The sequence below is a fragment of the Kitasatospora sp. NPDC127035 genome, from assembly GCF_042726075.1.
GTDB lineage: Bacteria > Actinomycetota > Actinomycetes > Streptomycetales > Streptomycetaceae > Kitasatospora.
In genome coordinates, this window is sequence record NZ_JBHXDN010000087.1 from 24,270 (window position 1) to 36,901 (window position 12,632).

The following is a 12,632-nucleotide window of genomic DNA, read 5'->3' on the forward strand; positions in this document are numbered from 1 at the left end:
GGGAGACCAAGCAGCAGGCGTCCAGAGCCGCGCTGGCAGCGGTCACGGCTGAACGCAAAGAAGCGATCCTGGCGTTCCTGGGGGCCTCGCAGCGAGTGGAGCGCAGAACTTTCGAAGGGTGTGCGGTCGAGGTGTGTGGGGAGAGCGGTGTCGGAGCTGATGGGGCGTTACAATTATGAGCGGCTCATGGAGAAGCCGTTCCAGCTGTGCAACGCCCTGCCGGTGCGAAGGCCTTCCCCAGCATCCAGTGGCTTCCCGGCCGGCCACCGGGACGGCGGCCGCGACACTGTCCTGCCCGTGGAGGGCAAACGGGCGGTGATCTTCCAGGTGAAATGGACCAGCCATCCGTCGAAGAATCCGGTGATCTGGCTGACCCAGGCTATCAAGTAAGTGAAGGCCAACATCGAGCACTTGGTTTCCGAGGCTGCCATTGTCTGCTCCGAATACGTGGCCCGTGAGGTCCGGGTCCTGCAAAACTGGGCGGGCGCAGGGGTGGGTGGCCTGCTCGCGGTAGGTGGCGATACAGGACTCAAGACCGGTGGGTACATGGAACCGTGGTTCGAACGGATGGCGGCAATCCCTGGCCTGAGCTTCACGGGCAGCCCCGGTGTAGTCCGCGAGTCACTTCCAGGAGCGAATGACCGTCCCGACGAGTCGTACGGCTCTGCGATGTGGCCAACTCCTGAGGGCAGTACCTCTGCCACACCTGCCAGTCGGCACGTACCGCGCGAAGCGCGGGGTCCGGAGTTGGCCGTGCGGGTCTGGGAGGCGTTGGAGATCCCGGGTTCGGCGATGGACTACCACTTCGTCCTGCAACACGCAGTCAGCCAGCTTTGGGCTGACCGCCGTTCTGACCCTGATGCGCTGGAGTTGCTCGAGGTGTTCGCTCTGCTCGACCTTGAGTTGATGGAGGCCGCCCCACAAGCTGTGTCGTTCGACTTCACTGACGATGAGCACTCGTTCGTGCGGGTGTCCTCTGTGCCGCAGTTGATCGATTTGCTCGAGCGCGAGGGCGCCCTGTTGGAGGCTCTCGGCCTAGCACGCCGCCTGGCCCGCTTCGGGCAGGGCGAGGACCTGGTGGAGCAGTTGTCGGGGAGGGTTACTGTGCTTGCCTCCGAGGCGGACCTCGAGGACGGCCCGGCATGAGCGCTGGGTTGGAGCGGTTGATCCCCGCCGCCTCGTTCCTGGAGGAAGCGTTCTTGCGATGGGTGCTCACCCCGGCGGCGGGGCGGGGCATCGTCGCCCGCGTGCACAGCCAGTACCCGGTGACCGTCGAGGAGCGCACCTACCGGCTGGATTACCTGATCGCGGGTGACGTGCTGCGGGTGGCTGTCGAGCTGGACGGATTCGCGTTCCACAGCGACCGGGGTGCGTTCACCTACGACCGGATGCGGCAGAACGACCTGGCCGCCACCGGGTTGACGGTACTGCGGTTCTCCTATGACGCAGTGCGCACGGACACCGCGCGCTGCGTCGCGCAGTTGCAGGCGATGCTGCGTCAGGATCCGGCGCTGGCTCCGTTGCTGACCGCTTCACCTCATGTCGAGGTCCCGGACATGGTGGGTGATCCGATGCGGGCGGCTGATCCGCCCCGCCGGGCATCTGTGTTCGGGGCCGGGGGCGGATCGTACTTCGACGACGTGCGGGCGCGGGTGGACCGCGGGCCACTGCGGGCTTGCCAGGACGAGGCGTTGGGGGCGCTAGCGAACTACTACGCCTCGGGAGGACGGCACGCGGCCGCGGTGATGGCGGTCGGGGCCGGCAAGACCGCGCTGGGGGTCGCGGCCGCGTTGTCGTTCGCCAAACGGCGGGTACTGGTGGTGACGCCAGGCTCGGTCATCCGGGGCACCTTCGCCAAGGCCCTGGATGCGGGTGTGCCGGGCAACGTTCTGTACGGTCTGGCGGGTGGGCCGATGCTGCCCGGTGCGCGCCCGCCGGCAACCCTCGTCCTGGACGCGGCGGACGGTCAGATCAGCCGGGTCAGCCGCGAGCGGCTGCTGGCCGCCGATGTCCTGGTCACCAACTTCCATTCCCTGGGCACCGGTGAGGCCGACGGGGACCTACTCGCCAAACTTCAGCCGGGAGATGTGGACTTCATCGTCGTCGACGAGGCGCACATCGCGGCCAGCGCCTCCTACCAACGGCTGTTCGCCCACTTCCAGAGCGCACGTACGCTGCTGATGTCCGCATGCTTCAGGCGCCTGGACGGCAAGCCGATCGATGCCGATGTCGTCTACCGCTACCGTCTGGTGGACTCCGTCGCGGACGGCTCGGCGAAGAATCTGCGGGTCCACCGCTTCGCGCCGGACGTGGCGGCGACCGTCTACGAGGCCACATGGCCGGATGGGCGGCGCGAGCAGATCGTGGGCCGTGACGCGCTGTTGGCCGCGTTGGGCGACGAGCGGCGGATGGCGCGTATCACCGCGCAGTCCGAAGCGCCGATCCATCACGTGATGGCGGTGACCCGCGCCTGCCTGGACGCGCAGGCCAAGCTCCTGGCCCCCGTGAAGCCGCGGGTGCTGTTCTCCGCCATGGGCCAGGCCCACGCCGAGCAGATCGCGCGGATCGCCGAGGAGCACGGGATCGCCTGCGCCACCTTGCACCACAGCATGGCGCCGTCGGCGATCTCCTCCACTGTGCGCAGGTTCGAGTCCGACTCCGGGGGCCTTCAGGGCATCGTGCAGTTGCGGATGCTCGGCCAGGGCTACGACTTCCCGCCTATCACCGTTGTCGTGCCGATCCGCCCCTACGGCAGTTTCGGCGAGTTCTACCAGTTCATCGGACGCGGTGTCCGTGTGCTGCGCCACCCGGGCGTGCCCGCCGGACAGCAGTACCTGGATGTGGTCTGCCACGCCGAACTCGGCCTGGAGGAGCACCTGGAGGCGCTGTGCGCGGACAACGACATGGACCCGGCTCTGCTGCTGGACGCCCCGCCAATCGAGGCCGCCTCCTTCCAGGGTGACGGGCAGGAAGGGGACGACCCTGCGGAAGGTGCTGGAGGCGACGACGGTGCGGGCGGGATGGACGCGTTCGTCCTGTACGAGCGAGGACGGGTGGAGCAGCGCGTCGTGCATGAGCTGGATCGGGTGGAGGCTAGGCGGGCCGAGCGGGAGATGGAGTTCATGGCGCAGCGCTACGCCGTCTACGCGCAAGGCACGGCGTCGCCACTGCCGTTCGAGAAGTTCGTCGAGCTCATGCGGAAGGTGACCGGTGGCAGCTGACCCGTCGCGGTGGTGGCTTTCGGCTGCGGATGCCCACCCTGAGGTAGCACTTCGCGTGGAGGCGGCGGCCGGCCGGCAGCAGCGCTTCACCGACGTCGACGCGCTCACGGCCCGGTTGTTGGCCGCCTCGCTCGAGGGCCGGCCGGTGGCCGCCGTCACTGTCGGCAAGGGGGCTCGTGTCCCGGACACCGCCAAGGCCGCGGCTCTCACCCGCACGGAGAGCGCCCTGTGCGCGGAGGTGTTCGGAGTTCAGGAGCAGCAGCGGCGCGGCGCGTGGTATCTGCCGCAGCAGCTCTCGCTGAAGGCAGGGGTGGTCAACCTGCCACATCTGCTGCGCCACCGTCCGGCCCACGCACTGACGGTGGCCGCTGGTGACACGGCCCGCCTCACCGTCGCCGAGGGCGGGGATGTGGTGCTGCTGTGGGCGCTGCTGGTGCCCTTGTTTGAGACGCTGATGGAGCCGGTTCGGGTGCGGGCGGCGGGGCCGGCCGGTACGCGCGAGGAGCAGCGGCAGGTGTGGGCGGCGATCGAGGACCGCTACCGGCTGCTGGGCATCGCTTCCCGTGCGCTGGAGGTCTTCCGGTTCGGCGGCGGCTGGCACGCCCTCGACCGCAGAGGGCAGCAGCAGGCCCGTCTGGACCTGCTGGAAGCGCTAGCCGCGGCCGATCTCGAACAGCTGGTGGCCCGTCACCGGATGCAGCGGCTGCAGCAGTTGGCGGCAGGGTTCGCGGCGAAGGCGAAGAAGGGCACGCCGCTGGCGCGGCGGGTCCTCACCCGCGCACTGCAGCCGGTGGTCTCCGCTCATTTCGCGGGTGACTGGCTGGCTGTACTCGACTACCTCCAGGCCCCGCCGCACCCGGACGAGGAGGTCATCACCGCCCTGCCCGAGGCGCGCCTGTATGTGGGCATGTCCTCCCAGGCGGCCGAGGTGGCGGCTGAGACGGGCATCGGCGAGGACGAGGTCCAGGCGATGCTCGCGGCGTTCCTCGGCACGAGCACCGCCGTCTCTCCCATCGAGGAGCGGGTGTCCGTGCTGCGCGACTGGTGGGCGGGTTTCGACCAGGCACACGCCCACCAGGCGAAGGGGATGCCCTCGTTGTGGGGCCTGCTCGATGAGGAAGTGATGGACCTGTCCTCGCCCGGAGAGGACCGGACCCCTCAGGTGTACCTGCAGGCTCTGCCGCCCATGGTCCTGGAGCAGGTAGGGCGGCTGTGGGAGACGGTGATGCTGAAGCAGCACCCCGGAAGCATCGTCAGCAACCCCCGCCCGCACCACACGATGACCCAGGTTCTCGGTGCAGCGGCCGGGTTCTGGCATGGCATCGGGCTGACCGCGTGGTTCGTGTGCGAGGGCCCGTACTCCCGCACCGCCCTGTCCGACGCCGCCGGCTACTACGACCGTGAGCTGACCGAGCTGCGCACGGCCGGCTGCCCCGTCGACGCTTCCCTCTTCGAGGAACTGCGCGCCGCCGAGCAGCAGTTGGGAGATCCGGAGTCGATCTCGGAGGGCAGGAGTGTTCCGGTCGTCTCCGAGGACGGCCTCGTGAGCGTCACGTTCAGCATGGGCCGTAGCTCGCGCCGCGATGGCTTCGAGCACGTGAGGGACATCGTCACCCGGCACCGCCGTGCCTGGGCCGAACGCTACCTCAACACCTACTTGCAGCAGCGGTGGCGCCGCGAACTGGAGGAGGTCGCCCACCAGTACCACCGCCACGTCGCCCTCAAGGGGCGCCCGCCCACGCTCATCCAGTTCTCCCGGTTCGCGACGACCGCCGCCAACCAGTGGACCGGCGGTGACCTCGGGGCGCTCCACACCGCGATCGGTGAGCCCGCGCCGTCCGAGCAGAAGCGGCCCGCCCGCCTGCTGGCCAGCGACGGCCACGACTTCGCCCGCCGGGTGTACCAAGCGCTCGGTGGCGAGCCCGTCCCCAAGAGCACCTGGCCGGCGACCCAGGACCCGGAGGAGATCCGCCGGCAGTGGGAGTTGCAGCGGCTGGCCATCGAGAGCCTGCGCTACGTTCAACTCCAGGAGGCGCTCGGACAGCCGCCCACCGCCAAGCAGTTCGGCAGCCAGCGGCTACGGTGGCCTTGGCCCGGCGAGGAAGCCGAAGGCTGGCCGCTCCTGCAGCGCGCCCTCGCTGGCCTCATCCGCACCGGCACGCCCCCGGCCCACTCCCCCGCTGGCCCCGTCACCACCGACCTCGCCGCACCATCCCCTGACGGGAAGGGCCTCGTGCCGCTGCTGTTGGCCAAGGGCGGCAACGCGCCCCTTCCTACCGAGACAACAGCGGTACGCGTCACGACCGTTGGCGCTCCGGTCGATGTTTCCGCACTTCTCCTCACCGGCGACGGCAAGGTCCGGACCGACCACGACCTCGTCTTCTACAATCACCCCCACCAGGACGGCGTCAGTTCCAGCGGCGACACCATCACCGCCGACCTCGGCCGCATCCCCGACGATGTCCGCACGGTCGCTGTGGTGGTGAGCGTCGACCTCGAAGCGCAACCCACCGCCGTCCTCGACCAGCGCACCACCTGGAGGGCGGACATCACCCAAATCTCAGGTGTGCTCCTGCGCTTCGAGCCGCCCGCCCACGACGCGGGCGAGACGGTCGTGGTCGCCGTTGAGCTCTACCGCCACGGACCGGGCTGGAAAGCACGCGCCGTCGCCCAGGGCTACGACAGCGGCCTGGCGGGCCTGGCCACCGACTACGGCATCAACATCGAGCCCTGATCCCGACGAGGCTTCGGGCGAGGGCGGCAGCCTGGATGTCGTCGTCAGCTCACGCAACACGACACTCTGCCCACAGCCCCCGCCGTTAACACTGACACCGCCTCGACCTGCCCACATCGCACCCCCTCAAGATCACTCCAGAGGGCATCGCCCGATACTCTCACCGGATAGTTATCTATCTAGTTACAACATTCGCCGCGTAACTAAAACATCCCAGGTCAGAGCGACTATCCGCCAGAGGTCAACATGCTCACTAGCAACACCACTACAGCTCAATAGGCATACCAATGGGCAGCTTTAAGTTTGTTGGCTACCTCAAGCACACCTGGTCAGAGCGGCATCAGTGTTGCAACTAGAGAGAAGACTGACACGCGTTTCTTCGGCGCCGGCTGCTCGGCGGGCTCCTGGTCCTGGCGCATGCCGGTGCTCCCCGTGGTTGGTGATCTTCCGGGTTCTTCGATACCTCATGCCACCGACAGCCGGCCCCGGCGGCCGCACTCGTCCCCGCCGCCGCACCCATCGCCCAGCTCGATCACCGAGCGGGCAGGCCGACAGGCCGAAGAGACGGGAGGGCCACTCAGCGGCCCTGGAGCGCGCAAAACACCGCACGCCCCAGAACCGCCAACCACAACTACCAACAGACAGGGGCACAGAGGGGTTGCCGGGGTTTCGGCGGACCTTGGATTCGGCCTCTGACCTGTGCAAACGTCCCTGATGCGGTGTTGACCGGTGGTCGGGGAGGTGGAGGGGGAGCAGGTCGGGGAACTGGAGGGGGAGTCCAACGTCCTCCGAGGGACTTCAGCGGGGCGAAATCACCGCTGTCGGGCTCCCGGATGAGCGTACCCGCGCCGGGGCCGGCGGACACCGGATTCCGTCACCGCGCACCACCGCAGCCGGGTGTCAGGCGAGCAGCCGCCCGGTGCCGGCCACCGTCGGGTCCGGACCCGGGTCAGACACCGGGGCGGGGCGCAGCCGGGTCGGCGGGGCCAGCTGCTGGCGGGCGGCGGCGAGGTGTCGGGGGATGACGGCGGCCAGGCCTTCGGCGGCCTCCAGGAGGAGCGGGTCCTCGCCGGGTCGGTCGAGGAGGGCCTGGGCGAGGTGGAGGGCGGCTTCGAGGACAGCGGCCGGGGCGCGGACCATGCGCAGCGCGGCGATGGCGTCCACGGCCCGTTCGGCGGGCTGCGGGGCGTCGGGGTGGGCTGGGAGGTCGGGAACGGGCACGGGGCGGCCCCAGGGCGGCTGACGGCCCGGGGAGCGCTGCGGGCCGAGGGCATGGGCCACGCCGGGGCCCAGCGCGCGCCGGGCGGCCGGAGGGGTGCTCACGCCGGTTCAACGAGTCAGGTCCGCCGCGGTGGCGGCCGGCCTGCCCGCGGGGCATCAACCGGGGCCGTACGGCCCCCCGGGGTACGGCTTTGCTGCCGCCGGGGGTCGCACAGGGAAGTTGTCGGCGCTCGCGGGACCCCTTGTCCGCAGCTGTGACCTGGGGCGTTGACGCCGGTCCGCTGGTCGGGAAGGGAACCTGAAAGAGAACCTGAAACGGGACCTCAAAGAGGACCCCGAACGGAACCTCAAACGGCACTCCAAACGGAACCAGGCCGACCAGGCCGGACGGCGGCCGGAACCGTCCGGCCGACTCAACCACGGCGTCGGCACCGGGGCGCCCGCCGGCCGCCCGCGCGCAGCCTCCACACCACCAGGCCCGGGCGTACAGGACACCCTGAGTACTGCTTCGCTCTCGTGCCGAAGACCCCGTGGAGAGAAGTAATCGGCGTTGCGGAGAGCGGTTGTCCCCGTCTCTGACCTGCGGCATCAAGGTGTCCGGGGGGCTATCTCGATGCAACCTCCGAAGCAACCCGTGAGGCAACCTCCGGAGCAACGTCCGGGGCAACCTCCGACGCAACGTCCGGGGCAATGTGCCGGGACTCGCTACATGGCCAACGGGACAGCCTTGTTGGCCAGGCGGGACTCCGTAGTTGGCCAGGCACCCAGAGCCGGATCGGAGCCGGTCAGAGGGCCGGACAGAGAAGGCCCCGGGCCGGACCTGGCGCGGGTGGCCTCGATGCCCGCCCGGCTCTTCACCTGGCCGCGGGCCGTTCCGGGTGCTGACACCTGGCCAACTACCGAGTCCCGTCTGGCCATGTAGCGAGTCCAGGCACAGTGCGGCGCCCTGGCGGGTGTGCCGGGACCCGCTGTATGGCCAACGGGACAGCCTTGTTGGCCAAACGGGACACGCTGGTTGGCCAGATGCTCAGAGCTGAGTCAGGCCGGGGGCCGCTTCGAGGAACTGGGTGATGGTCGCCCCTTCGGGCCCGGCGGGTGCGAATGACGGGCCCGGGGTGATCAGCAGTGACGGCGTGCTCCCGACGGGCGGCCCGATAACGCGTGGCGGCGAAGCCCCCGGTCGGGCATCGTGCCGGGTGATGAGTGATGAAGACGTCTTGACCTACGCCCGCTTCGACTCGCTCGAGGGCCTGCTGCAACGCGGCCGTGGACTGGGCGCCGTAGAAGCGCTGGAGGATCCCCGGGCGGCTGCGCCTTTTGTCTACGACGGGATCCGGCGTGACTGGCGGTGGGACGGGGTCGACGACCGCTCCCGCTACCTCGCCCGGTTGGTCCAGGACCTGGACCTGTCACTGACACCGGTGGTGGACCTGCTGGCCGGAGACGAGGAGCAGGGCGAGCGGGCCTCCGATGTGCTGGAGCTGCTCGCTCTCGGCGGCCGCGACGAGGCCCGGGAAGCCGTCCGCTCCCACATCCGGGAAGGCACGCACTGGGTCTCCGTACTGGAGTCGGTCGCCGGCCGGTGGCCGCTGGAGTGGTGGGAGGACCTGGGGGAGGTCGCACGGGCCCGAATCGGCGGGGAGCCGGAGCCGCCGTGGTTCACCGAGCCGTGGACCCGCTTCGGCATCGAGGTCCAACGGCCCGAACCGGGCCCGCCCCCTCCCGATCTGACCGACCTGACGGACGACGAACTGCTCGGCCTGCTGGCCCGGCCGCAGGCCGGGACCGTCGTGAAGAACGATGCCCTGCGGGAACTGTCCCGCAGGAACCCGGTAGAGGGGCTGATCCCGCTCGTGCCCTCGCTCGGCACCCCGGACGGCCGGCGGCCCCTTCCCCGCCTCATGCGGGCCGTCGACCGCCTCGGCGCCCTGGCCGTACCGGCCGCACGCCGCTGGATCTGCGACGAACGGCAGTGGCTGGCCCGGCTCGGCGCGAACGTCCTCGCCGACCACCTCGGCCCCGAGGTGATACCGGTACTCATCGCCGAACTCACCGACCAGTGGCGAACCCGCACCTGGTGCGGCCCCAAGACCACGGCGGAGCGGCTGGCCCGCTTCGGCCCGGACGCCGCCGACGCGGTGCCCTACCTGCGCCGGCTCTGGCTACACACCCCGCACTCGTACGAACGGTCCGCCTACCTGGAGGCGCTGGCCGCCATCGACACCGGCGGTCTCCACCGCGCCTACACCGAATCCCTCTGGGACTGCGAGGACCACGCCAGACTGCTCGGCATCACCCACGCACCCATCCACCCCGAAACCCTGACGCGGATCGCAGCGCTGCGCGACGACCCCATGGAGGAACCGGAGGTACGGGCTGCCGCCAGAACACGACTGGCCTCCCTTTCCTCCGACCACAGGTGACAACAACCCTCTCGACCGTGTGTCGCGCATCGCGAAAGATCGGTCTGGCCAACTGACCTGTCCCGCTTGGCCAACTACAGGGTCCAGGCACAGCGGGTGTGCCTTTGCACGATAGATGGCCAACTTTGCAGGCTAGCTGGCCAGGCCTTGCAGGGATGTTGGCCAGGTGCTCAGAGCCGGGTCAGTCCGGGGGTCGACAGGCGGGACTTGGCGATGTTGCGAATGCGCCGGGTTCGGCCGCCGCCGGCCAGCGTCGCCAGGGCCGTCTGGGTCGCAGACGTCTCGGCAGTGCGGAGCTGGAGCCAGTTGGAGGCCGCGAGCAGAGTCTCCGCGTCCCACGGCTCGTCCATGGTCATCGCCCGCAACAGGGTCCACTCGCGCAGGCGCCGGGCTGAGAAGTCGTCCACCGCCACGGGGCCGGTCATCTCCAAGCACCAGGAGGGATAGCCGGGGTCGGTGAGCAGCGCGGCGGCGCGACGGTCGAGGTACTCGCAGACGGCGCTGTTCGCCATCTGGGGATCGGGGTCGGTGAGCACACGGGTGACCAGGACGGCTGCATCCTCCACGGCTACCTCGTCGAACGCCTTGCGGTATCGGGCAAACCGCACATGCTCATCCGGATCCCAGTCCGGATCGCCAGCCGACACCGCACTACTCACGACCACTACCCCTTCATCTGACGAAGGCGAAAGTCTGCCATGAGCGCGGCACGATCGAAGTCCGGCAGAGGCCAGTCATGAGCTGGCCGGCAGCCGAGTTCGCCCTTGGTCTCGGTACCCGGTCCCGAGACCACGTTGGCCAACTACGTTGCGCCGTTTGGCCATCTACCGTGCAAAGGCACAGCGGGTAGTCAGCGCGGGCCCGGGTGCTGCTGCGTGTGCCAGGCGCCGGCGGGCAGGGCCTTGGGGTCGCGGTCGCGGTGGGCGGCGCGGAGGGCGGCGATGGCGGCCAGGGCGGTGGGGTGGAGGGCGACCTGGTCGTGGCGCGGCTCGCGAACAAAGCGGTCCGGGCCGTCGGGGCCGCCGTGGAGGACCGCGGCCCACTGGGGGACGTCGTGGATGCCGGCCTCGACCCAGCCGACCGGGCGGCCGTGGTGGAGCAGGACGTGGACAGGGCGGGCTTGGGGCCGGGCGGCGGCGTGGTCGCGCCACATGGTGCGGGCCCAGCCGTCGGTGAGTGGGCGCGCCCACTCCCACGGCCCGTACCGCTCCACCGGCCGGGCGGGCACCTCGGCCTCCCGCTGGCGGCTCATCAGCTAACGCCAGCGGTCCTCGGCCGTCTGCTTCGGGGAACAGTCACCAATGCTTTGACCTGGACCATCAAGGTTCACCACGGACGGCGCGTCACGATCGGCGTCACGGTCTGCGTCACGAATACCGGACCGAGGAGCAGCGTCGGCGGCCGGGTCGGCGGGCAGGCCGGTGACGGTCTCGGGGCCGGCGACGGCGACGTGGTGGCGGTGGTGGAGCTCGGCCTGCTGGAGGATCCGGGCGAGGACGTCGGGCAGCACCTGGTGGAGCAGCGCGAGGGCCTGGTCGGCCTCGGTGGCGGTGCTGGCCTGGACGGTGTGGAGGTAGTCGTGGACGGCGTCGTCGACGTCGGCGGCCAGGCGCAGCAGTTGCTCGGCCGGCGCGCCGGTGGGGGCGGCGTCGGGCGGTAGCGAGAGCAGGGCCGGAGCGGTGGTGGAGGCCGCGGCGGCCGCCGGGGCCGGGGCGGTGGTGGTCTTGCGGCGGCGGTAGGCGGCGCTGCGGCAGTTGGTGTTGCAGTACTGCGGTTGGCGGCCGCGCCTGCCGGTGGTGGGGGTGAGTTCTCTGTCGCACGCCAGGCAGCGCGGGAGGTCGGGCGGGCTCACCTGATCTGGGATCACGTGATCAGGCTAGGGGGCGGCGGCGGATATCGTGTGCGGCAGCTGGAGGACTGGAAGCAGGCCGACACCGCGCTGGCGGTGGCGCTGAACGAGGAGGCGCTCGGGCGGCCGTTGCCGGTGTGGGCGGCCGACGCCCTGGCCGCCGAGCAGGGCCGGCTGTGGGGCGCGCGGCAGGCGCTGCTGGAGGCTGTCGCCCGGCCTCACCACGGCGGCCCCGCGCCCTGGTGACCCGGCGGCGACCTCGCACCTTGGTGGCCGGTCCTAGAGTGACGGAATGTCTCTACGTGCTGAGGTCCGATACAGGCGGGACCGGATCGAGCCCCCCGACCATCTCGACTCCCTGGAGGACGTCGACGTCCTGATCGACGAGCTCCTCGCGGGCCCGGTGAACGAGAACTTGGCCCAGATCATTCACCTGGACCGGGAAAGGATCGTCATCGGGGACCCCGGCCGCCCGGGAACGGAGATTCCGGATCACGAGCTGCAGGTCGGAGTGGACAGGGAACTCCAGGTGGGGGTTGTGCTCTTCATCGACCGCAGCGGGAACTTCGTGACAGCGGGCCCAGCGAGTTCGAGGAACGCCCCCGAGTACTACCTCGCCGGACACTGGACCCAGTTCCGGGACCAGGTGGAGATCCCCCTCGGCCTTGTCCGGGAGGCCGTGAAGGAGTTCCTGTCGTCAGGAGGGCAACGCCCGACGTGTGTTTCCTGGAAGAACCAGTATCTTGACGATTAGGGCGCCGAAAATGCTCTGACCTGCTGGAACATCGATACCTTGATGGCTCGCCAAGGTATCGGTTCCCGGAGACGAATCCGCGCTTTCGCCTCGCCGGGCCCCGTACGCGCGCCGTGACGGCGCCTTGGGCACTGTCCGGAACACTGCCCGCCGCAGGAACGCCGTACGCGGGAGCTGCCGGGTCCGAACCGGGCTCAGGCCCGCAGGGTGCCGAGGGCGGAGGCGGTCGGCTGCGGTGCCGGGCGCAGCCGGACGGGCGGGGCGCCGGTGGCGTCGGTGCCGGTGGCGTCGGTGCCGATGTGCGGGCGGCGGGGAGGTACTGCGAGGTGACGGCGGCTAGTGCTGTGACCGCATTCGTTCACCGGGTTGCTTGATCACGCGGCGAGGACGGGCCTGCCGCCCCAGCGCAGACCCTTCTCACTGCGGATGC

At 70.0% G+C, this 12,632-nt stretch carries 12 protein-coding genes; 7 read left to right on the forward strand and 5 right to left on the reverse strand.

Features of this window, described 5'->3' with window-relative positions; translation table 11 throughout:
* Positions 1-147: 147 nt before the first annotated feature.
* Genes ACFWIC_RS36585 through ACFWIC_RS36600 form a run of 4 tightly spaced genes read left to right on the forward strand, consistent with a single transcriptional unit; the run spans position 148 to position 5,955 of the window.
* A complete protein-coding gene (locus tag ACFWIC_RS36585) occupies positions 148-390 on the forward strand; it encodes a hypothetical protein (protein ID WP_380521229.1) in 243 nt (80 codons plus the stop codon).
* Positions 391-1,146 (forward strand): hypothetical protein, encoded by a 756-nt coding sequence (locus ACFWIC_RS36590; protein WP_380521231.1) that lies wholly within the window; start codon positions 391-393, stop codon positions 1,144-1,146. It begins immediately after the preceding gene.
* On the forward strand, positions 1,143-3,221 hold the full coding sequence (locus tag ACFWIC_RS36595; RefSeq protein ID WP_380521232.1) for a DEAD/DEAH box helicase family protein: 2,079 nt from the start codon (positions 1,143-1,145) through the stop codon (positions 3,219-3,221). The genes ACFWIC_RS36590 and ACFWIC_RS36595 overlap by 4 nt, the downstream gene beginning before the upstream one ends.
* A 55-nt stretch (positions 3,222-3,276) precedes the next feature.
* Complete coding sequence (locus ACFWIC_RS36600) at positions 3,277-5,955, forward strand: TerD family protein (protein WP_380521234.1); 2,679 nt, start codon at positions 3,277-3,279, stop codon at positions 5,953-5,955.
* A 900-nt stretch (positions 5,956-6,855) separates the two neighbouring features.
* On the opposite strand, the gene ACFWIC_RS36605 is transcribed toward ACFWIC_RS36600, so the two are convergent.
* A complete protein-coding gene (locus ACFWIC_RS36605; protein WP_380521235.1) occupies positions 6,856-7,278 on the reverse strand; it encodes a hypothetical protein in 423 nt (140 codons plus the stop codon).
* Positions 7,279-8,375: 1,097 nt separating this feature from the next.
* Between ACFWIC_RS36605 and ACFWIC_RS36610 the strand changes: the two genes are divergently transcribed.
* Positions 8,376-9,599: a hypothetical protein gene (locus tag ACFWIC_RS36610; RefSeq protein WP_380521237.1), complete on the forward strand. Its 1,224-nt coding sequence runs from the start codon at positions 8,376-8,378 to the stop codon at positions 9,597-9,599.
* A 170-nt stretch (positions 9,600-9,769) separates the two neighbouring features.
* On the opposite strand, the gene ACFWIC_RS36615 is transcribed toward ACFWIC_RS36610, so the two are convergent.
* The 3 genes from ACFWIC_RS36615 to ACFWIC_RS36625 all read right to left on the reverse strand — a co-directional run bounded on the left by ACFWIC_RS36615 (position 9,770) and on the right by ACFWIC_RS36625 (position 11,466).
* Positions 9,770-10,165: a hypothetical protein gene (locus ACFWIC_RS36615; protein ID WP_380521238.1), complete on the reverse strand. Its 396-nt coding sequence runs from the start codon at positions 10,163-10,165 to the stop codon at positions 9,770-9,772.
* Positions 10,166-10,449: 284 nt separating this feature from the next.
* Positions 10,450-10,851: a hypothetical protein gene (locus ACFWIC_RS36620; protein ID WP_380521239.1), complete on the reverse strand. Its 402-nt coding sequence runs from the start codon at positions 10,849-10,851 to the stop codon at positions 10,450-10,452.
* Positions 10,852-10,854: 3 nt separating this feature from the next.
* A complete protein-coding gene (locus ACFWIC_RS36625) occupies positions 10,855-11,466 on the reverse strand; it encodes a hypothetical protein (RefSeq protein WP_380521240.1) in 612 nt (203 codons plus the stop codon).
* A 33-nt stretch (positions 11,467-11,499) separates the two neighbouring features.
* Between ACFWIC_RS36625 and ACFWIC_RS36630 the strand changes: the two genes are divergently transcribed.
* Both ACFWIC_RS36630 and ACFWIC_RS36635 read left to right on the forward strand, forming a co-directional pair.
* Positions 11,500-11,694, forward strand: coding sequence for a hypothetical protein (locus ACFWIC_RS36630; RefSeq protein ID WP_380521241.1), 195 nt, complete (start codon positions 11,500-11,502; stop codon positions 11,692-11,694).
* A 46-nt stretch (positions 11,695-11,740) separates the two neighbouring features.
* Positions 11,741-12,202: an Imm1 family immunity protein gene (locus ACFWIC_RS36635; protein WP_380521242.1), complete on the forward strand. Its 462-nt coding sequence runs from the start codon at positions 11,741-11,743 to the stop codon at positions 12,200-12,202.
* 194 nt (positions 12,203-12,396) lie between these two features.
* On the opposite strand, the gene ACFWIC_RS36640 is transcribed toward ACFWIC_RS36635, so the two are convergent.
* Positions 12,397-12,564 (reverse strand): hypothetical protein, encoded by a 168-nt coding sequence (locus tag ACFWIC_RS36640; RefSeq protein WP_380521244.1) that lies wholly within the window; start codon positions 12,562-12,564, stop codon positions 12,397-12,399.
* Between the last annotated feature and the right edge of the window lie 68 nt (positions 12,565-12,632).

Bases quoted from the DNA above. Each gene is read 5' to 3' on its own strand.
- ACFWIC_RS36595 (WP_380521232.1), top strand. From the start codon at position 1,143: ATGAGCGCTGGGTTGGAGCGGTTGATCCCCGCCGCCTCGTTCCTGGAG.
- ACFWIC_RS36610 (WP_380521237.1), top strand. From the start codon at position 8,376: ATGAGTGATGAAGACGTCTTGACCTACGCCCGCTTCGACTCGCTCGAG.
- ACFWIC_RS36620 (WP_380521239.1), bottom strand. From the start codon at position 10,851: ATGAGCCGCCAGCGGGAGGCCGAGGTGCCCGCCCGGCCGGTGGAGCGG.
- ACFWIC_RS36635 (WP_380521242.1), top strand. From the start codon at position 11,741: ATGTCTCTACGTGCTGAGGTCCGATACAGGCGGGACCGGATCGAGCCC.